The sequence below is a fragment of the Photobacterium sp. OFAV2-7 genome, assembly GCF_022347985.1.
In the GTDB taxonomy this organism is placed as follows: Bacteria; Pseudomonadota; Gammaproteobacteria; order Enterobacterales; family Vibrionaceae; genus Photobacterium.
This window is the reverse complement of sequence record NZ_JAKRFQ010000022.1, coordinates 1-19,791: the sequence shown is the minus strand read 5'-3', so window position 1 is coordinate 19,791 and position 19,791 is coordinate 1. Positions and strand designations below refer to the sequence as shown.

At 46.7% G+C, this 19,791-nt stretch carries 14 protein-coding genes and 1 rRNA gene; 9 read left to right on the top strand and 6 right to left on the bottom strand.

Translation table 11 applies throughout. The features are described 5' to 3' along the window. The 3 genes from MHN01_RS03805 to MHN01_RS03795 form a co-directional block, all read right to left on the bottom strand. Positions 1-332, bottom strand: a 16S ribosomal RNA gene (locus MHN01_RS03805); the annotation flags it as partial. 435 nt (positions 333-767) lie between these two features. Further along, positions 768-977, bottom strand: a complete 210-nt coding sequence (locus tag MHN01_RS03800) for a hypothetical protein (protein ID WP_239410109.1) — start codon at positions 975-977, stop codon at positions 768-770. Positions 978-1,077: 100 nt separating this feature from the next. Beyond that, entirely contained in the window at positions 1,078-2,517 is a 1,440-nt protein-coding gene (locus tag MHN01_RS03795; RefSeq protein WP_239410108.1) for a PLP-dependent aminotransferase family protein, read from the bottom strand. A 521-nt stretch (positions 2,518-3,038) separates the two neighbouring features. Between MHN01_RS03795 and MHN01_RS03790 the strand changes: the two genes are divergently transcribed. The 7 genes from MHN01_RS03790 (at position 3,039) to MHN01_RS03760 (ending at position 13,874) form a co-directional block, all read left to right on the top strand. After that, positions 3,039-3,860, top strand: a complete 822-nt coding sequence (locus tag MHN01_RS03790; RefSeq protein ID WP_239410107.1) for a hypothetical protein — start codon at positions 3,039-3,041, stop codon at positions 3,858-3,860. Positions 3,861-3,884: 24 nt separating this feature from the next. Then, positions 3,885-7,778 (top strand): zinc-dependent metalloprotease, encoded by a 3,894-nt coding sequence (locus MHN01_RS03785; RefSeq protein WP_239410106.1) that lies wholly within the window; start codon positions 3,885-3,887, stop codon positions 7,776-7,778. A gap of 144 nt (positions 7,779-7,922) precedes the next feature. Then, positions 7,923-8,942 (top strand): ABC transporter permease subunit, encoded by a 1,020-nt coding sequence (locus MHN01_RS03780; RefSeq protein WP_239410105.1) that lies wholly within the window; start codon positions 7,923-7,925, stop codon positions 8,940-8,942. 3 nt (positions 8,943-8,945) lie between these two features. Further along, complete coding sequence (locus tag MHN01_RS03775; RefSeq protein ID WP_239410104.1) at positions 8,946-9,989, top strand: ABC transporter permease; 1,044 nt, start codon at positions 8,946-8,948, stop codon at positions 9,987-9,989. A gap of 99 nt (positions 9,990-10,088) precedes the next feature. Then, complete coding sequence (locus tag MHN01_RS03770) at positions 10,089-11,897, top strand: extracellular solute-binding protein (RefSeq protein WP_239410103.1); 1,809 nt, start codon at positions 10,089-10,091, stop codon at positions 11,895-11,897. A 14-nt stretch (positions 11,898-11,911) separates the two neighbouring features. Then, positions 11,912-12,910, top strand: a complete 999-nt coding sequence (locus MHN01_RS03765) for an ABC transporter ATP-binding protein (protein ID WP_239410102.1) — start codon at positions 11,912-11,914, stop codon at positions 12,908-12,910. Further along, on the top strand, positions 12,903-13,874 hold the full coding sequence (locus MHN01_RS03760; protein ID WP_239410101.1) for an ABC transporter ATP-binding protein: 972 nt from the start codon (positions 12,903-12,905) through the stop codon (positions 13,872-13,874). Before MHN01_RS03765 ends, MHN01_RS03760 begins: the two co-directional genes overlap by 8 nt. A 34-nt stretch (positions 13,875-13,908) precedes the next feature. Here the strand turns inward: MHN01_RS03760 and MHN01_RS03755 are convergent, their stop codons facing one another. The 3 genes from MHN01_RS03755 to MHN01_RS03745 all read right to left on the bottom strand — a co-directional run bounded on the left by MHN01_RS03755 (position 13,909) and on the right by MHN01_RS03745 (position 17,990). Continuing rightward, a complete protein-coding gene (locus MHN01_RS03755) occupies positions 13,909-14,709 on the bottom strand; it encodes a helix-turn-helix transcriptional regulator (protein ID WP_239410100.1) in 801 nt (266 codons plus the stop codon). A gap of 281 nt (positions 14,710-14,990) precedes the next feature. Continuing rightward, positions 14,991-16,913, bottom strand: a complete 1,923-nt coding sequence (locus MHN01_RS03750; protein ID WP_239410099.1) for an FG-GAP repeat protein — start codon at positions 16,911-16,913, stop codon at positions 14,991-14,993. Between the two features lie 279 nt (positions 16,914-17,192). Continuing rightward, positions 17,193-17,990, bottom strand: coding sequence for a GyrI-like domain-containing protein (locus tag MHN01_RS03745; protein WP_239410098.1), 798 nt, complete (start codon positions 17,988-17,990; stop codon positions 17,193-17,195). 578 nt (positions 17,991-18,568) lie between these two features. Here MHN01_RS03745 and MHN01_RS03740 point away from each other — a divergent pair. Further along, positions 18,569-18,934, top strand: coding sequence for a DUF3085 domain-containing protein (locus MHN01_RS03740; protein WP_239410097.1), 366 nt, complete (start codon positions 18,569-18,571; stop codon positions 18,932-18,934). A 158-nt stretch (positions 18,935-19,092) separates the two neighbouring features. After that, the coding region (locus MHN01_RS03735) for a hypothetical protein (RefSeq protein ID WP_239410096.1) at positions 19,093-19,791 on the top strand (699 nt) is incomplete at its 3' end.

Sequence of the window (19,791 nt, the reverse complement as noted above, 5' to 3'; positions counted from 1 at the left end):
GATCATCCTCTCAGACCAGCTAGGGATCGTCGCCTTGGTGAGCCGTTACCCCACCAACTAGCTAATCCCACCTGGGCACATCCTAGCGCGCGAGGTCCGAAGATCCCCCGCCTTGCTCCCTTCTACCTAAAGAAAGGAGATTATGCGGTATTAGCCATCGTTTCCAATGGTTATCCCCCACACTAGGGCAGTTTCCCAGGCATTACTCACCCGTCCGCCGCTCGCCGCCCATAGACGCACCCGAAGGATTGTTTATGTCGCTGCCGCTCGACTTGCATGTGTTAGGCCTGCCGCCAGCGTTCAATCTGAGCCATGATCAAACTCTTCAATTAAAGTTTTGTTGGTCTCTCGACCGGCTCAATGAATACTGTTAATTCATTACCGAAGTAATGAATGAATTGACTGTGCTCTTATTGGCTTTCACTTTTGAAAAAGTAAAACAAAACAGCTCAAGACTGTACCAACTTGAATTGGTCACTCAGTTTCATTGATATAATCTTTTTTGACTATTCATTTCACGAGTGCCCACACAGATTGCATGGTCAAATTGTTAAAGAACAATCCGATACGTTACTGGCTTAAGTTGCCGTGCTCCGTGTCGGTGAGGCGGCATTATAGAGACTTGGATTCCGTTGGCAAGGCTATTTTTGAAATAAATCACCAAAAACAACTCGACCGAACAACAAACAACCAATGAGCTGGAATCTGTATGATTTTGATCCACCCTACCGTTTCTTTCTCTTCAAAATCCCGATTCACTATAGGTACTAATTTTGGTTTTCTTTGGCTATAGCAAAACGAATTGCCAACGCACCAATGCCAAACAGCACAAAAGGAATCGCTGCTGCGGTATATTCAACCCAAATCTTATCAGCCAAACTTTTAGCCAGTAATAAGTGCCCAACCACTAATAACGCAGCACATACTACAGATACAGCAAGCAATTTGATTTCAGGATTAACAATTCGGTTTAGCATGATCCCCAGCTCCTTGTTCGATGGAACCGTAATAGGAACACAGTGACAATTAAGTGACGTAGAACAGTTAAGGCTATAAACAGTTAGAACAGTGACTTTTTTAGTTTTGATCACATAGCTCAGTTAAGTACTTCGCCAATTGACACAAAGCAGCCCTATTATGTTCATCCCACGGGTAGGCACAGTTAATTCTCATGCAGTGCTTATATCGCTGATCCCCAGAAAATAATGTTCCCGGCGCAATACTGATTCGATAGTTATCCAGTAATTCAGTTAGTAATGCGGAAGTATCAATGTTCTTCGGCAACTCCACCCACAAAAAATATCCGCCTTCAGGCCTAGTAACTTTTGTTCCTTCAGGAAAAAACTGTTCAATAGCCCCCAGCATTTGTTGCTGGCGTTGCTCAAGAGTACGCCGAAGCCGACGGAGATGGTTATCGTACCCCCCATGTTGAATGTACTGAGTCAATGCAAACTGGTTGGGAGCCCCCACAGACAGAGTCGACATAAACTGGAGCTCTTCAACCTGCCTGGCATACCGTCCGGCGGCAACCCAACCCACTCGAAATCCTGGTGCCAGACATTTAGAGAAAGATGAGCTGTGCAATATCAAGCCCTTTTCATCCAGTGCCTTAATTGGCAAAGGCTTAGTTTTGCCGAAATACAGCTCGGCATAGACATCATCTTCGATAAGAGGGATATCATTTGTAGCCAACAAGTCGTAAATCGCTTGTTTTTGATCAGCAGCCATCGTCGCCCCAAGAGGGTTTTGAAACTTACTCATCAGCCAGCACGCTTTTACATCATTGGTTTCGATAGCAGCCTTGAGGGCATCAACCGACATACCTTTCCGGGGATGCGTTGGGATCTCAACCGCTTTCAGTCTTAGCCTTTCTATTGCCTGGAGGGCACCATAGAAAGCAGGAGATTCAACAGCTACCGTATCTCCCGGTTGAGTCACAGCAGCCAAGCTCAACCCCAAAGACTCCATCGCACCTGATGTAATGACAATATCATCGAGGGACACCTGTATCCCATCTCTTAAATAGCGCTGAGCGATGGCACGCCTAAGTTCCAGGCTTCCCGGAGGTAAATCAATGATGCCACTATTAATCGGCATAGTTTTGATTGTCTGAGCCAACGTTCGCCCCAATTGCTGTAACGGAAACAATTCAGGATCAGGAAAAGCCGACCCGAAAGGGATCACGTCGGGCCGCTTACAGGCCCGAAGCACTTCAAAAACATGCCGGTTAATGTGTATAGACCGATTAACGACCTGCGGTGTTGCCTGTTCTGGCTCAGACAATCGATTAAAGTGGGCAGCAACGTAATAACCCGCTTTTGCCTTGGCGTAAATCCAGCCTTCGGCTTCTAAATGCTCATACGCTTTCAGTACGGTCATCACACTGACAGCCTGGGCCTTGCTCATCACTCGAACAGACGGTATACGCTCACCGGGCAACCAAATCTTTTGCCGGATCTGCTCTTTGACATTCTCAATTATGTTGCCATATCGGCTATTGACTGATCGCGATGACAAAATCCCTATTCTCTCTTTTATTTCGTTGAGTACTGCAACGCAAATACTAGCGGCTTACCGTGCGGCTGTCAGAGCCTTACGGATAATTTATCTATTAACTGTGATGAACGATGAAAATCACCTGCTATTTCTTATAGAGAACACTCTTAACATAAATATTAACACCCATGAAATACGTATATATTCCAACTCAGAGCAAAGATTATCAACCACCTCCGACCAGTGACACATAATTCTATTATTGAACCACTCAACAGCTATTACACCCACCCAGACCCAGCACTGCAGATATAGATACCGGTAAACATTAATTTCACGAAATTCATAGCTTTACATAAAACCCATACCGGTTTCATCATTTAATACCGGACGAATAATTACATGATACTTTTGCAATAGCGTTTTATTGCTACCAGCGTGTGAATTAGTATTGATTCCCTCTAATCATAAGAAGACTACGTATATTTCATGTGGCAACTCGGATCGCCATATCGAAATTCGCACAGGGAATGGGGCAAGTCATGAAGTTTAACTTGATGCTATTTAGTATGGTATCTGTATTGATATCCAATGGCATACATGCTGAAGAACAGGTTCAGGATGTTCCCTCACAACAAAAAAAATGGGGAGCGTCTATTGGTATTGATTACAGCAGAAATGGTTACGATGACGACCACTATTTAGCCGACCGTAATCTGGCACTTACCGCTACGATTAAGTACTACCTAAATGCCAATACAAAATTCACAGCCATTGCCTCTGGCCGACACAGCTACGACGGTGAAAGGGGAGAATTTTGGAGCGATATTTGGTTAACAGCGACAAGATATAATATTTGGAATCCGACTGACCATCTTGCGATGTCAGCAGGTTCACGCATTCTTATTCCAGTATCAGATGAGTCAATAAAAAACGACCTTAATACTGCAATACGCGGCAATGTTAAATTCTCTTATTCACTAGACCATATTATCGAAGGGCTTCTGGTTAGCGATTCTATTCGTTTACGTAAAAACTTCCACCAATACACGACTGCTGGCGGCCATCCACTCGAAGAGTATCGAATCAGTAATTTATTGTCTGTCGATTACACGCCGAATAAATGGTTTTTCAGCACTAACTTTGTGAGCTCAAAATCATGGAGCTATCGTGGAACAAGTTATTCGCCTGAACTGACTTACTCAGCCGAACTGGGTTATCAGTTTAACGATGAATTTAGCTTGGCAACAGGCATGACGAATAGTGCGTCATATTACGACCCAGACAGGGGTCCGAACCCAATCGAAAACCTATTTGATCTCGAAAAACCCACCTACTACATCACATTAAATTACGACCTTTAATCATAATAATTTGGTGAGCACAACATGTATAAGAAATTAGCCATTGCAGCTATGGTGAGCATTGCGCTCTTCGGCTGCGGCGCTGAGGAAAGGAGCTATGACACTCTTCCTCGCGCACAAGAACAAATAGCCAAAAACACCTTAGATACCGAATCTCTCTGGCTATATATGCCATCTACAGGCGCAGCCCCTCGTTATGCCATCACCCAGCGTGGTTTCTTTCAAGGCACGCCAAAACTTGTCAAACTCCGTTTTGATAAAACCAATGGTATTGTCGCTGAAGAAGTCGATCGCGATACTGTCGAACCCGGCAAGGACAGCCGCTACGCGTCAGTCATCAACCAGGCACCAGTTCTTAAGATTCCGGGCACTTTCCAGCAATATCGTTGTGCTGAAGATAATTATGATGAGTGCACCAACAAAGAAGAACTCAATGAAGATGCCGACCTGAACTGGGAAGAAACAACTCACTTCACTCCAGATTATGCCGGCATTAAACCCTTGGCTGTCGACAGAACTGACTTTGCCTATTCCGCATACAATGTTGAAGAAACAGCAGAACCACGCCTTATCCACTGGGAGTATGATGCTGAGCAAGGCACTATCAATGTAGAGGTTGAACGCAGCTTCACCGCAAACATTGAAGATTACGGTCAATTTGGTGATAGTTTGGAAAACCTGTCCTTTAAAACACGTTTTTTCTACTCTCTGGTTAAATTGGACAAACTTGCCAGCAGTGATTATGAGACAATTCAATATCCTGGTCGTGATGTTTCGAGATTTGGTTTTTTCAAAGATGAGAAGGAACAACGCTCATTAACAGGCCAAGCTGGTTTACAGGGACAGAGATTTAATTATCTCAATCGTTTTAATCCGAATAAAAAGTCGATCGACTATTATCTAAGCGACAGTTATTTTGAAAAAGAGGGTAAGTTCTATCGTGACATTACGCTCGAAACGATTGAACAAATGAATAAAACATTGGCTGGTACTGGTGTTCCACCAATCAAAATCGTAAACCCAACAAAAAAAGCAGGCGTTCATACTGGCGATTTACGCTACAACGTACTCAACCTAATCACCGATCCAGCAGACAATGGCCTTTTGGGTTATGGCCCTTCTGCTACCAACCCACTTACCGGTGAAATTGTTCACGCCCATGTCAACCAATATGCTGGCGTGATCCGCTCGACCTCACGCAGAATGTGGAATGAGCTTGCCAAATATTATAATCGCGGCGAAATCGAGCGTCCTGACTCATTTGTACCTGAAGATAATTTAGATAGCGATTCATCCTCGAGTGCTGATAGCGGTTCCACTTCAACTGGATTTAGCGGCCTGGAAAGCAGCTTAGTCAACAACAGCCTGAACTTGCCACCAGCCACCAGTCAACAGGTTCCCGTTCAGCATGAGCCTCAGTTTATAAATGACGTTCCGCGTTGGCTTTCACCCGATGAGCAAGACTCAAAAAGCTTCAGCAAAGGGGTGGCCAACTATCAGCAGAAACTCAACCATATGGCAGAACACAATATGTATGCTGCTGAGTTTATGTGGGTAAGCACTAAATCCAAAGGATTAATCAAGGGCATCGATTACCTTGCTGGCGGATACTTTGATAATAGTGGCCTTGATCAAAGTGCACCGGACTACGCAGACAATGCCAATAAGAAGCTGAAAAAATGGGACCAGTTGTCACAGGCTCAACAGCAAAAGGCCAGTGATGCCATTAGTGCACACATGTTTAAGTCAACGCTGGTTCACGAATTCGGACACAACCTTGGCCTTCGCCATAACTTTATGGGCTCTGTCGATAAAGATAACTTCTATCATCAAGATGAAGCCGTCAAATTTGGTAGTGAAAAAGTACCGGCCTACAGTTCTATTATGGATTACGGCGCAACAATCTTTGATGAACTGCCAGTTTACGGTAAATATGACATCGCTGCGCTGAAGTTCGGCTATGGTCGCCAAGTCGAAGTCAATCAGCCAAGTTCAGGGCAAGAAAAAACCGCATCTCAATTCATCAGCCTTCGTGATATTGATGAAACCCTACGTCACAATCATCAGGCCTACCCTCTGGGCGCCCTTGATCAATTAAAGAAAAACTTAGCAACGACTTCGCCTGAAACAACAGTTAAAGATTACATCTATTGCACCGACGAACATGTAGAAAGCACAACAACCTGTAACCGTTTTGACGAAGGCACTAATATTCTGGAACTCACTCAGTTCCGGATTCAAAAATATTGGGATAATTACGATCTGGTCAACCGCCGAGACGGAAAATACAAGTTCTATGACTATCAACTACAAGACTACACTTTCGGACGCTGGAACCAATTCAACCAAATTCGTAAGGTCGTTGAAGATCTTGGCGAAATTGACTATCAGCTAGGTCAGTTAAGAGGAGCTGAAGACAGCTACGGCCAAAATGTTGCCAATTACTATACCGACAACTGTACTCGCTCTTCTACCCGAAAGAACTTGCCTAAAGGAGCTCAGCAGGTCTGTGATACTTTTGATGCTGCTCTTGAGGCAGCCAACTTCTTCGTTAAGGTCATGAGTACCCCGGACCAAGTGTGTGAGCTAGAAGTCACGCCATCAGGGCAAGCTCCGATCAACCGATTTGTTGCACTGTCAGATCTTTGGAGTGCTTACGGTCCAGGGATCCAGCATAAGACAACGCTACCAACATCGTGTTTTGACTCTGACCTAGTCAATGCCATGTCAAGCGGATACGATAATATCAAAGTCCTTTCAGAAACTCGGGACGGTCGCTCACATGCCAACATGCGAGCCAACAACCCGTACCAAACTTCTTCAAATGCCATCGATCTAATGGGGATCTGGCCAGATAAGTTACTCGCCGCCCAAATGCTGGTAAAACGTAGCGATCATACGCTCAGCCGAGATAAATCCAACATCGCACTACTTGATGTATCAGACCCTCGTAGCGGCACTCAAGGGACGCCTCAGAAAGTACAGGCTTATTTGGGACATCTTGGTTTCGGCTATGATGCTTATCCGGCCCCAATCTTTGTTGATCAAGATGGAAACACCAAAAAGACGATCAAACCATATCGTCCGGATATCAAGCGAGCGATTGATGTGCCGTCCTACCTGTCCTGGCTACGATATTACTTCCAAATGTCGCAGACGACAGTGACACCTACGTACTCGGCATTGATACATAACTTGGTTGCATTTGGCTATGCCGATGAATATGGCCTGTCAGACAGTTCCAAGTTCCTAATCGACGCGATTACCCTAACTCGTCCCGGCTATGGTGTAGATACAGAAAATGGCTATGAGTTTAGCCTCAAAGCCCGAAACTACGTAGTAACACGTCGTAACCGACTTGGTTTCCGTATGGCTGAAAAAGCCCTGCTAATCAACGGGAAAAAAGAAGAGCTAGAGAAGCTGGAAAACGCCTCTTCAGTTACCAAACAAAACCTGAAAACATACGGGATTCGAAACCTGAATGATTTCACCCTGTTTATGTTACGTGATACTGAAGCAGTGAGTCTTCTGAAAAAGACACCGTACTTCGAGTCGTTGTTCAGAGCGAGCATATTCACTCCTGCTAAGTTCAGTTTCGATAAGGAAAACGACTGTTACACACCAGCATCAAACAGCACCCGTTGTCATACAAAAGATAACCTTCTTGCTGCCTGGAATGCTATCCGTAGCTACAAGGATGATGACCCTGAGTATCTGGAGGCCTTATTAACCAGTGCTGACAGCTATGCGACAGGTATCGACGAGGCCCTGAACGCGATTAAAGACGAAGAGTCCAGAAAGAAAGAGGCGGCCGTTTATGATGTCGAACCTGAAATCATCTGGCTGTGGAGTACAAGGGAATACATCCAGTATCGTTATGCGCTAGAGCAGCTTCCGGTACTACAAACCTACTACTAAGCAATTCTCGACAATCCCCTGGTATCTATGATACCAGGGGATTTCGACTCACCGCGACTGAACAAATACAGGCCATATCACGGATGCATGACCGACCATGAATAACTCCAAACAACTTACGTTAAAGATGCAAAGGAGCTTCCCTTGCTAGCCTACTTTAGCCGACGACTGCTACTGATAATACCTACCTTTATTGGCGTCACCCTGCTTGTTTTTGCCCTGACCCGCTTTGTTCCCGGCGGCCCGGTTGAGCGGATGATTGCTCAGATGCAATCCCAGTCAATGGAAAGCGGGGGAGGAAACCAACAAGGTTCACAAACACTGTCAGATGAACAAATTGCCGAACTTAATGCCTTCTATGGTTTGGACAAGCCGATATTCGAGGCCTATACCGAGTGGCTGGGTAAACTGGTGCAACTTGATTTAGGTGAATCCACCCGCTATTACGAACCGGTATGGGGAATGATAAAGGAACGACTACCCGTCTCCTTGTTCTACGGTTTAATGACCTTTCTGATCAGCTACCTGATATCAATTCCGCTCGGGATCCTCAAGGCGATGAAACACGGATCCCGGTTCGATAATGTCAGCTCGGTGATGGTGTTTATCGGTTATGCCCTACCAAACTACGTCGTCGGGGTATTTCTAATTTCATTCTTTGCATTCCATCTAGACTGGTTCCCGATGGGTGACTTCGTTAGTGATGATTTCGACGATTTACTGTGGCCGGACAAAATTGCCGATCTGTTCTCTCATGCCGTCCTTCCCCTGTTTTGCTACATCATCGGAGACTTTGCCATCCTCACCATGACGATGAAAAACAACCTGTTGGAAAACCTGGCAGCAGATTACGTCAAAACAGCCATTGCCAAAGGGCTTCCCTTCCGCCAGGCCGTACGTAAACACGCCCTGCGCAACAGCCTGATCCCGATTGCCAGTCATCTGGGCAATGTTGTCTCGGTATTTGTTGCCGGTTCATTCCTTATCGAGGTGGTCTTTAATATCGACGGTATCGGCCTGCTGGGGTACGAATCGATCATCGAGCGCGATTACCCGGTTGTCATGGGGATCCTGGCTATGTCTTCACTGCTGTTGATGTTCGGTAACATCCTCTCGGATATGTGCGTTGCCATTGTCGACCCTCGGGTTAAATTCGGGAGCTAAACCATGCCGTTAAATCCACTGACCAAAAAGAAACTTAACCGCTTCCGCTCCATCAAGCGAAGCTACTATTCCTTCGTGCTTCTGACGACCCTGGTGCTGCTCTCCTGTGTTGCCGAGCTTCTGGTTAACAGCCGGGCCCTGGTTGTCTCCTATCAGGGCGAGCTGCACTTCCCGACCTACTCTGAGGTAAAAACCGGTAAGATGTTCGGCCTTGATTACGGCTACGAAGTGAATTACCGCCAGCTGAAAAAGTCCTTTGCCGAAGAAGAGCAAGGGAACTGGGTACTGATGCCTGTTATTCCCTGGAACCCGTACGAGCAGGACTTCGACGGCATGCACTACCCACCAAATCCACCTTCGCTGGAAAGCCAGCATTACCTGGGCACCGATGAGTCAGGGCGTGATGTGCTTGCCCGCCTGATTTACGGTTTCCGGATCGCTATCTGGTTCGCCATGCTGACCCTGACACTCTGTTACACCATTGGCGTGCTGATTGGCTCACTGATGGGCTACCTCGGCGGCAAATTCGACCTGGTGATGCAGCGAGTTATTGAGGTGTGGTCGATGGTGCCCTTCCTCTATGTCATCATGATCATGGTCTCGATTATCCAACCAAGCTTTTTTCTGTTCGTTCTGATTAACGTTATGTTCGGCTGGATCAGCATTACCTGGTACATGAGAACCATGACCTATAAAGAAAAAGCCCGGGAATACGTTATGGCAGCCCGGGCTCAGGGGGCTGGCTTATGGCGGGTGATCGTCAAACACATTCTGCCTAACACCATGGTCATGGTGATCACTCTGGCACCGTTCGGCATTGTTGCCAATATCACCACACTGACTGCACTGGACTACCTCGGGCTGGGACTAATGCCGCCAACCCCGAGCTGGGGTGACTTGCTGCAACAGGGTAAATCAAACCTGGATGCCTACTGGATCATTGGCTCGGTTGTGATGGCTATTGTGTCGGTACTGACCATGGTGACCTTCATTGGCGAAGGCGTCAGGGAAGCCTTCGACCCGAAAAAATACACCCGCTACATCTGATCTCTGAGAGCACGATGCTCATGACAGATAACGGTTCATACAAACAACATTAAAACGGTAGCAAGGCAGCTACCGAGAACATAAGTGTATGGAGAAACAATGAGACAATTTTGGATGGCCTCTCTGCTCGCAGTCATTACGGTGCTGTGTCAGAGCAAGGGGCTGACAGCAGAGCTTCCGTCGGACCTCAACTGGATTTCCAATCCGGAGCAGCCGCTGTTTGCCGACAGCCGGGCCAAAGCAGGCGGCACTTACCGGTTACATATTTCAAGCTTTCCGCTAACGTTGCGAACTATCGGCCCCGATTCTAACGGAAGCTTTCGAGCCTTTTTGCTCGATGGCAACCCGGCTCTGCTTCAGCAGCAACCGAACACTCGGCAGTTTCTGCCAGCCATTGCAAAGGAGTGGGCCTTTGGTGACGACCACAAAACCCTCTACTTTCGGATCGATGAAAATGCACGCTGGACCGACGGCGAGCCAATCACCAGCCGGGACTTTGCCTTTGTGTTCGATTACATGAGAAGCGAGCACGCCAAGGCACCGTGGTACAAAGATTACTTCACCAACAAGGTGGCGGGGATCACTGTCTATGACAACTACACCTTTGCCCTCCACTCCGCCGATCAACTGGCTGACGATGAACTGATCATGCGGCTAAACATCATGCCTAAGCCAGCGCACTTCTACCCGGACGGCCAACTGCCAAACGATTTCATCCGCCGATATAACTGGAAAGCCGAACCCACTACCGGTCCCTACAAAGTGGGGAAAATTCGCAAAGGCCGGGCGATACACCTAGTTAAAGTCGACAACTGGTGGGGTTACACCAACCGCTACTACCAGCATCGCTACAACGTCGACAAAGTCATCATCAAGGTGATCCGTGATACTGATATTGCCCTTAAGTATTTTGAGCGCGGTATGCTGGATGCGTATTACATGGTCTTCCCGTCCCTGTGGCACAACAAAGCCAAGGGGCCGCTCTATGATAAGGGCTACATTCAGAAGTCATGGTTTTACAACCAATCCCCTCAAGGTGCGGCAGGGGTATGGCTGAACCTTCAGGCTCCGCTGATGGATAATGCCGATATCCGTCAGGGTATTGCCCATTCTCTGAATGTTGAAAAAATGATTGATGTCGCCCTGCGCGGAGATTATGCCCACCAGCAAAGCTTCGGCTCTGGTTATGGCGACTACGATAATCCGAATATCAAAGCCAAGAAGTTTGAGCCGGCACTGGCCGCCGAATATTTCGAAAAGGCCGGATTCGACCGTCTGGACAGCGACGGTACCCGTATCAATGATAAAGGCGAACGCCTTGCCATCACTCTGACCTATCTGACCAAAATGCACACAGCCCGGGTGGTGGTACTTAAGGAAGAAGCCAAAAAAGCCGGACTGGATCTCGAGCTCAAATTGGTTGACGGTGCTACCGGCTTTAAGTCACTACTTGAGAAAAAACATCAGGCTGCTTTCCTGGGTATGGGCACGAGCGCACTGCCTGTTTACTGGCAGTACTTCCACTCATCAAATGCACATCCGCAAACCAATAACTTCACCAACTATGCCGATCCTGAGATGGACAAGTTAATTGAAGCGTTTGACACCGAGTTTGATGTCAGCAAAAAAGCGGAGATATCCCGACAAATTCAGCAGAAAATCGTTGACTGCAACTGCGTGATACCAACTTATTCGGTACCGTTCTCACGAGGTTCCCACTGGCGTTATGTCAAGCTACCTCAAGGCCTGGGCACCGCGTTATCCCGCGATATTCTTGATGCCAGCAAGATGGAATTCGGTCTGTTCTGGATTGACCTCGACGAGAAAAGAGCGACCAAGGAAGCGCTGGATGACGATAAGTCCTTTGAGCCTGTCACTCTCATCGACAAACGTTTCGTTCAGGGATAAGGGAATGCCAAACAATGAGTAGTAACAATAACGATATCCTGACTATCCAGGATCTGGAAACCACCTTCTCAACTGATGAAGGGGAAATCAAAGTACTGGACGGTGTCTCATTCAGTGTCGCCAAGGGCAAAACCATCGGGGTCGTCGGGGAGTCTGGTTGTGGTAAAAGCGTCACCGCCGCTTCCATTATGGGGCTGCTACCCCGACCTTACGGAAAAGTGACCGGAGGCTCAATTACCTATAATGATACCGATCTTGTCAGCATGGCCCCGGAAGATCTCTACCGCACTCGCGGAGCGCGGATCTCAATGATTTTCCAGGATCCGATGACAGCCCTGAATCCTGTCCATTCTGTGGGACGCCAACTGTGTGAGGTCTATGAGCTGCACCGACCGGAGTTTTCCAAAACCGAACGTAAACAAGCAGCGATTGATATGCTACAGCGGGTCGGCATTCCAGCAGCCAAGCAACGCTTCAATGTCTATCCCCATGAACTTTCAGGCGGGATGCGGCAGCGGGTAATGATTGCCATGGCTCTGGCCTGCAAACCGGACATCCTGATAGCTGATGAGCCGACCACGGCTCTGGATGTCACCGTTCAGGCCCAGATCCTAGAGCTGATGCGCTCCATTCAGGAAGAAAATAACATGGCCATTATCTTCATTACCCACGATTTGGGCGTTGTTGCCGAAATGTGTGATGAGGTGGTGGTGATGTATGCCGGTCGGGTGGTGGAACGGGCGGATGTGTTCACCCTGTTCGAATCTCCCAAGCACCCTTATACCCAGGGGCTACTGCGTTCGATTCCGCGTATCGAGGGTAAACCGAAAACCAAGCTGGATACCATCTCGGGCTCAGTCCCCCACCTTAAAGAGATGCCATCTGGCTGCCGGTTCCGTAACCGCTGCCACTACCAGAGCAAACATTGTGGCGAAACCGTACCACAGCCGCAGGCGATATCACCGAAGCACTTTGTCAGTTGCCTGAAGATAAACGAGGTCAACCATGCCTGAGACGATCCTTAAATTAGTCGACTTGAAGCAACACTACACACTGCGAGGTTCACTGTTTCGCAAGCCCAAATACGTCTATGCTGTCGACGGTGTATCATTCGACGTCAAGGCAGGAGAGACTCTTGGCCTGGTCGGTGAGTCGGGCTGCGGCAAAAGTTCAGTTGGCCGCACCCTACTCAAACTTCATGAGCCGACGGCCGGGAAAATCATCTACAATGGACAGGACATTACCAACCTGAGTCCGTCGGAAATGGTATCCCTGCGCAAAGAGATGCAAATCATCTTTCAGGATCCGATGGAGAGCCTTAACGGCCGCCACACCATAGGTACCATTCTTGCCGAGCCGTATGAAATCCACGGTATCGGCCTGCCGGAAGAGCGCGAAGTCTGGATCAAAGAGTTGCTACAAAAAGTCGGGCTACCCGCCTCGGCAGCCAACCGTTACCCGCATGAATTCTCCGGCGGACAACGCCAGCGGATCGGCATCGCACGGGCAATCGCACTCAACCCGAAACTAATTGTTTGCGACGAAGCGGTATCCGCACTGGATGTTTCCGTACAATCACAAATCATCAACCTGCTGCTTGATCTGCAAAAGCAGATGAATCTGGCCTTGATCTTCATCGCCCACGACCTATCGGTTGTCCGTCATATCTCAGACAAGATCGCAGTGATGTATCTGGGGCGGATTGTCGAGCTCAGCGATACAGAAACACTGTTTAGCAACCCGCAACACCCTTACACCAAGGCGCTGATCTCAGCGATCCCCATCCCGGATCCGCGTCAGCGCGGCAAGCGAGTCATGCTGGAAGGCGATGTCCCATCCCCCATGGCCCCTCCGGCCGGGTGTCACTTTGCATCACGGTGCCCACAAGCAGAAAGTCTGTGTCAAAACACTTACCCGGCTTTGAGGCAGAACAACGAACAGCATCTCGTCGCCTGTCACCAGGCAGTATCAACCTGATGTAGCTTGCCTTCACGCATTCAGCAGGGAGTTTTTATGCTCCCTGCTCATCAAAATGCGCAATAGCGGCTTTGACGTCCTGAAGAAAAGAGTTGGGTAACGAAGCAATCCCCTCGGAGAAGGCTAATGGCTGGTGCTGAGTCACGAACAACAGCACATTACGAAGCAATTCCTGACTGGTGGCATCATTTTGCATATTCTCGCTATGGTACTTAAGCACTTCTTTTGCTAAGAGTTTGTTCAAGGCCTCCAGCTGCTCTTCTTTCAGGTACATACGTGAAAACCCGACCCTGACACAATTGGGGTTCTCCAACGCCTGTTCCTTGAGAATTTCCTTGTACTTCTGGCTCAACTTGGAGTCATCTGAAAAGCGGTAATAGTAGGGACCAATCAGCTGAATCTTATTGTCATCGGCAAGCTTGACCAGCCCCAACATTTCCAGCGCTCGCAGGTAGGCATATGTCGATGAATTATCCAGACCATATTTATGCTGCATATGCTCGTAGCTGTCTTGGTGTCGCAGATGCCGAAGCTCACGGTAAAAGTCATAGAGTTGAGGAAACTGATAAAATACCTCATCCTGGGTGAGGCTAAAAAAGCTATCGTTATCATGTTGCAGCTTAATCGCCAGCTTCTGCAATTCTTCCAGAGTCGTATCAGCCTCCAGGCAATAATCAAGCAACTTCTCAAGAGTAATACTAGGGCTATATAAATGACGTTTAAACGTGGACAGAGGAACCCCAAGCCGATCGGCCAATTCCTTATAAGTTAGGCCCTTTGCCTTAATGACTCCCCGTAATGCCGCCAGTAAATACTCAGGATTTGCTGCTCGCATACTACTACACTCCTGTATTGTTATTTTGCATATCCTGTTATTAGTAAAGGATGTTTCAGGTTTGGCAAGCGGATTCTGTGAATTTTTCTCTTCCGGGCACGATTTATCACTCTAAAAAGCGTGCTCAAGGCCACAAAAATAAAAAGAAATATATAGGTTACAGCAGCAAAGTTGAGAGAAAAGTGATGAGTCAAAAGCAACAAAGCCCCAGCTTTCGCTGAGGCTTTGTCATATGAGATATGGTGCCCGAAGACGGACGACACCGGAAACAAGCCCCTCAATTAGTATAGATATACAGTGCCAGAATTAGATGCCGCCCCCGTATCAATGGTTTCTGAGCCGTCTGTAATAATCCCGGTGACACCATTGTCTTCATTCGTAGCACCCACAGCCAGAGTTGTAGCGTCATTGCTAAGCGCTACGCTTTTGCCAAAAAAGTCACCTACGCCTGAATTAGAGGCTTTTACATAAGTGGTTTGCCCCCAGTTGGCTTCACTCTTGCGAAACAGATAAACGGCTCCGGAGTTGGTTGCCGATTCAGTATCGGTATTTTCCGAACCATCAGTAATGATTCCGGTGGCACCATTATCTTCACCGTATCCACCCACCGCGAGGATGGCACCGTCACCGCTGAACGCCAGGCTGCTGCCAAAGTAGTCATTACTGTCGGCATTAGTGGCTTTGATGTAAGCGGTTTTTACCCAGTTGCCTGTGTTGTTGCTAAAAAGATAGACGGCACCAGAGCTAGGAGCCAGCCCCCTATCAGTGACTTCCGAGCCGTCGGTAATGACTCCGGTAGCACCATTGTCTTCACCCGGCGCGCCCACCGCCAGGGTAGTGCCATCACCGCTGAGCGCTAGTCTACTGCCAAAATTATCACCATCCTCGGTATTCGATGCCTTGACGTAAGCGGTTTGTACCCAACTGCCCATGCTGTTGCTGTAGAGATAGGCAGCGCCGGAATTGGTTGCCGCCCCCGTATCGGTAATTTCCGAGCCGTCGGTAATAACTCCGGTGGCACCATTGTCTTCATCCCGCGCCCCGACTGCCAGGGTAGTTCCGTCGCCGCTGAGCGCCAGGCTGTAACCAAAAAAGTCACCACTGCCGGTATTAGATGCCTTGACGTAGGCGGTCTGTGCCCAGTTACTCGAGCTATTGCTAAACAGATAAACGGCGCCGGAACCGAGTGCCGTCCCAGTATCAGTTGTTTCCGAACCATCAGTGATGACCCCCGTAGCGCCATTGTCTTCACCCAACGCTGCCACCGTCAGAGTGGTGCCATCACCACTGAGCGCCACACTTTGCCCAAACTCATCATACGCACCTGTGTTAGAGGCTTTGACGTAGGCAGTCTGCATCCAGTTACCCGTGCTGTTGCTGAAAAGATAGACGGCACCGGAGTCAGGCGCTGACCCCGTATCAGTGATTTCCGAGCCATCGATGATGACTCCGCTGGCGTCATTGTCTTCGTCGGGCGCTCCTACTGCCAGGGTAGTACCATCACTGCTGAGCGCCACACTGTAGCCAAAAAAGTCACCACTGTCGGTGTTAGAGGCTTTAACGTAGGCGGTCTGAACCCAACTGCCAGCATTGTTGCTGAACAGATATACGGCACCAGCATTCGATGCTGCCCCCGTATCGGTGGTTTCTGAACCATCGGTAATGATCCCGGAGGCGCCATTGTCTTCATCCCGCGCCCCGACCGCCAGTACCGTTCCGTCACCACTGAGTGCCATGCTGTAGCCAAAACCGTCATCTTCTCCGGTATTAGAGGCTTTATAATAACCAATCATCTTAGCAACAGCAGAAGCATTCAGGTTTTTTTCGTTGGACAGCACAATCTTACCCGAGCTATTAGAGGCTATGATGAAATAATCCGTAGTAAGAGCATCCACTAAGCTGGGCACACTTATGGTGGCGTTCAGTGAATCGGTTACGGTAGTCAGCACATTACATACGTTATCCTTAGAAGTGTCTTTTTCACACACACTGTAGATCACACCGGGATCGTCTGACGCTGAAGTCCAAATAAGGGTCATTTTTTTAACGTCGGTATCAGCAGCACTTAGCATTGTAAGGTTAAATGGTGAAATAGAGGGTGAATCACCACTCTGGTCATCGTCACTGCAACCCGCAAAAAAAATTAACGCTAGAGGCGCAAGAAAAGATAATTTCAGCCAATATGTAAATCGTAGTTTTTTCATATTACGCCCCATAAATATAGTTAAAGCTCTAAGAGTAAATTCACGTCCATCAAGATAAGTAATGCATTTCAAACGACAGTTTGTAATTGAATTAATAAAAGCTCAGTAGCTAAAAGTCACGTCATACAGTTAAGAGACATTGACAACCGTTTCACTATAAAGCTCTTGGTTATTTAGCAAAAAACAACAAAACACACTTGTACATAAAGTATGTTCAGCCCCCCTTTCAACTTCAGCTCTTCTTTTCCCTGCTATTTCCCTTTAATAATCAGAACACCATCACATCAGTGGCAGATAGATATCAGTAATTACTTCCGCCTCAGGAACATTGGGAAAAACACTTATTCTCTCAAAAAAAATAGGGCAATCACGCAATTCTTCTTCATTTCCCTCTAGCCATTGAGAGTACAAGTAATTGATAGCTTGGTTAATATTATCATCCGAACCAACATGCCTAATAACCGCACAACGTCCCGCTGGAATACTTTTCTCAACAATACCATATTCATTTTTCTTTACACTTGACTTAATAGAAACACATATATCACAAGTGTATTTATCAGGCTCTGTAATTGCAGGGTCATCATAAACTATATTGAATATTCTCTCACCTTCAATGGCGATGCTATTTTCGTCACACCAATCATTAAGCAACTTAATCGTATTTCCAATTAAATATAGAGCACCAACATGAGTTATAGCCGCCACTCGAACTTCACTAAATTCTACGACTTCAACTAAACGACACCCTTCAACCGGTTTTATACGTTGGGTTCTTATCCCTTTAAGTTTTTCTTCATTTTTATCCCAACAACTCCAGTCGGGGCTTTCCCTAAACTGAGAGGGGCTCAGTCCAATGGATTGGCTAAAAGCACGAGAGAACGCCTCTGAGCTTTCATAGTTATTAGCAATTGCAATATCGATGATTCTCATATTCTTCTTAAAAGCCAACTGGTACGAGGCTCGTTTCATTCTAGCTTGCTTAATGTAAGCAAATGCCGTTATACCAAATAATGAAGAAAACTGACGATGGAAATGATGCTTCGATAAACAAGCAATCCTGCTTAAGTTATCCACGGTCAATTCCTCATCCAAGTTAGAGTCTATGTAATCTAGCAATTGATAGAGTCGTTCTCGATAATCCATTCTTAGCAATAACCTCTAGATTGATAGGCAGACACACTCTTAGCTACAAACTAACCAATTTTGTTAATCAATGCATGATTAAAGTTGCTGTTATGAGCGCAATCACCAATTACAGAGAAGGTGTAACACGAACCTGAGGCGAAGTTTAGGGTGAATGACCGAAAGAAAAATGAGCTAAGCTTTTGATCAACCAAGAAACAACAAAGCCCCAGCGTTAGCTGAGGCTTTGTTATATGAGATATGGTGCCCGAGGACGGACTTGAACCGTCACTCCCGAAGGAAACGGATTTTGAATTCTTCGCTCCAACTTTGCACAAGCTATCAATTCTTGGATCTTGTTGGATGTTATAACTAATCAACAAGGATACTCTTAGATTACTTTTGCACGCATTGCTCACTGAAATCACATGCCCTATAGTTCACACTTTTAGAACTGCTTATGTCAAAGTTCAATCGTATCAATCAGTAAACAGGTTAAAATTACTTTTTTGAGGTAACCGGAACAGACTATGGGAATCGTAACTTTTTCAGCTGATGAAATCAGGAATAAACTTTGGCCGGAGTATAAACTACGTCCCTTAGGCTCAACATCTTTTACCCCATCAGAAGCAGCTATTTCACTGGTACACAATCAAGGCGTCTACCTCATAGCAAATTCAAAAATAGACGACTCATGCCCTGAGAAGAGCATTGTTTACGCAGAAGGTTGTAACCCGTCTTGTGATGAAGAGTGGTATAACACTTCACGCTCACTAGTTGGAGGAGATGATTTCAGCCAGGAGCTACCTCCAGAATGGTTCGAATCATTATTGATAACTGACACTCAAACGTTGTCACTAAGCATCACCGAGAACGACATAAGCTTAGCAAAATAAAGACAATAAAGTTGCCTATCGCACAAGGTAGGCACCATAAAATGCCTTTCACAATCTTATATATCAATCTGGCAAAGACCATGCTAAGAGCTTGATAGTAAACACCATCTTATTTACTATCAACATAGTTATAGTCTTCTAGCCAGGAAACCACCCCCATGGATAATATCCAGCTAACAGCATCAAATCTAGCTTTCGCTATCGACTCTCTAAACAAAAATGCAATATACGATTATCCAACAAGAGAGACACAGACAAAGCTAATGATAGTTGATGTTCAGCTCCCTGAAGGACCAATATATATCAAGAGGTGGAATCCAAGTAAAAACCAGTCACCAGATCAGAAGAAAAAAGAAACTATATCAACTCAAATGCTTTGGCGATTAGCCAGTGCCATAAAACCCCAAAAGCCAATAAATGTTGATAGGGCTTTTGGCGGAAGCTACAACACGAGGTCAGCATTAGAAGTACTTTTACTTCACACTCCTCAATTCTATCTATGTTTTCCAGGTAGGCTAGAAAAAATAGGTCCTGACACAAAAGTAAAGGAAGGGCATAAGCATTTAATTTTCTGCCCAGATGACCCACACGAAGCAGGGAAAATGTTTACAAAAGAAGTAAACAACATGGTTATCTCAGAAGTAGATAGAGAAGTATACTTCGACTCTTTACTCTTAAATGATACAACTCGAACAGAAAACACTATTGATGTTGAAGTAAAACGACGCCATGCCCAAATGCAAATACTACTTGTTAAGTCTGCTGAGGCTATGGGCTTGCAATCATGGGTCGCTCGAAATGATCACAGTATTCAATATGACGATCAAAAGTTAATAGAAATGGATGCCGTTATGAAA